This window comes from Streptomyces sp. NPDC002044 (genome assembly GCF_040296725.1).
Classification (GTDB): domain Bacteria; phylum Actinomycetota; class Actinomycetes; order Streptomycetales; family Streptomycetaceae; genus Streptomyces; species Streptomyces antarcticus.
Window position 1 is genome coordinate 1 of sequence record NZ_JBEOXU010000321.1, and the last position, 1626, is coordinate 1626.

General features: G+C 72.8%; 1 protein-coding gene. It reads left to right on the top strand.

Translation table 11 applies throughout. From position 1 onward, the window contains the following. Positions 1-77: 77 nt before the first annotated feature. Positions 78-1626, top strand: a 1549-nt coding sequence (locus ABT106_RS31930; RefSeq protein WP_351284553.1) for a DEAD/DEAH box helicase, incomplete at its 3' end; no start/stop codon positions are given.

Below are 1626 nucleotides of genomic sequence, written 5' to 3' on the forward strand. Positions count from 1 at the left end.
CGTATTTCATTCGGCTCGTTCTCGCGAATCTCCCTTCGGGGATTCCTCGATACGTGCCGCATCGAGGAAGGTTCTGCATGAACCGCACCATTCGCACCAATGACCGTTCTTCCCGTGGCCGCAGTGGCGGTTCGGGTTCTTCCGGGGGCTCCTACGGCGGCTCGTACGGCTCGGGGAGTTCGGGCGCCTCGTACGGCTCGGGGAGTTCGGGCGGTTCGGGCGGGTCGGGCCGCGGGAGCCGTTTCGGTTCCTCCGCGCCGTCGCGTTCCGGGTCCTCCGGCCGGTCGGGCGGTTCCGGGTACGGCGGCGGCCGCCGCTCCTCGGGGCCGCAGGGTGAGTTCGCGCTCCCCAAGACGATCACTCCCGCGCTGCCGGCCGCCGAGGCGTTCGCCGACCTCGACATGCCCGCCGAGCTCCTCGCCGCGCTGGGCACGCAGGGCGTCAGCGTCCCGTTCCCGATCCAGGCCGCGACGCTCCCCAACTCCCTCGCGGGCCGTGACGTCCTGGGCCGCGGCCGGACCGGCTCGGGCAAGACCCTCGCCTTCGGCCTGGCCCTGCTGGCCCGCACCGCCGGACAGCGCGCCGAGCCCCGCCAGCCCCTGGCCCTGATCCTGGTCCCGACCCGCGAACTCGCCCAGCAGGTCACCGAGGCCCTCACCCCCTACGCCCGCGCCCTGGGCCTGCGCACCGCGACCGTCGTGGGCGGCATGCCCATCGGCCGCCAGGCCAGCGCCCTGCGCGGCGGCGCCGAGATGGTCGTCGCGACCCCCGGCCGGCTGAAGGACCTCATCGACCGCGGCGACTGCCGCCTGAGCCAGGTCGCCATCACCGTCCTGGACGAAGCCGACCAGATGGCCGACATGGGCTTCATGCCCCAGGTCACCGCGCTCCTGGACCAGGTCCGCCCCGAGGGCCAGCGGATGCTGTTCTCCGCGACCCTGGACCGCAACGTCGACCTCCTGGTCCGCCGCTACCTCACCGACCCCGTCGTCCACTCGGTGGACCCCTCCCAGGGCGCGGTCACCACGATGGAACACCACGTCCTGCACGTCCACGGCGCGGACAAGCAGGCCACCACCACCGAGATCGCCGCCCGCGACGGCCGCGTGATCATGTTCCTCGACACCAAGCACGCCGTGGACCGCCTCACCCAGGACCTCCTCAACAGCGGAGTCCGCGCCGCGGCCCTGCACGGCGGGAAGTCCCAGCCCCAGCGGACCCGCACCCTGGCCCAGTTCAAGACCGGACACGTCACCGTCCTGGTCGCCACGAACGTCGCCGCCCGCGGCATCCACGTCGACAACCTCGACCTCGTCGTCAACGTCGACCCCCCGACCGACCACAAGGACTACCTCCACCGCGGCGGCCGCACCGCCCGCGCCGGAGAGTCCGGCAGCGTCGTCACCCTGGTCACCCCCAACCAGCGCCGCGACATGACCCGCCTCATGCAAGCGGCCGGCATCACCCCCCAGACCACCCAGGTCCGCTCCGGCGAAGAAGCCCTCAACCGCATCACCGGCGCACAGACCCCCTCCGGGATCCCCGTCACCATCACCAACCCCGTCTCGGACCGCCCCAAGCGCAGCGCCGCCTCCTCCCGCGGACGCCGCAGCCGCCCCGCACAGG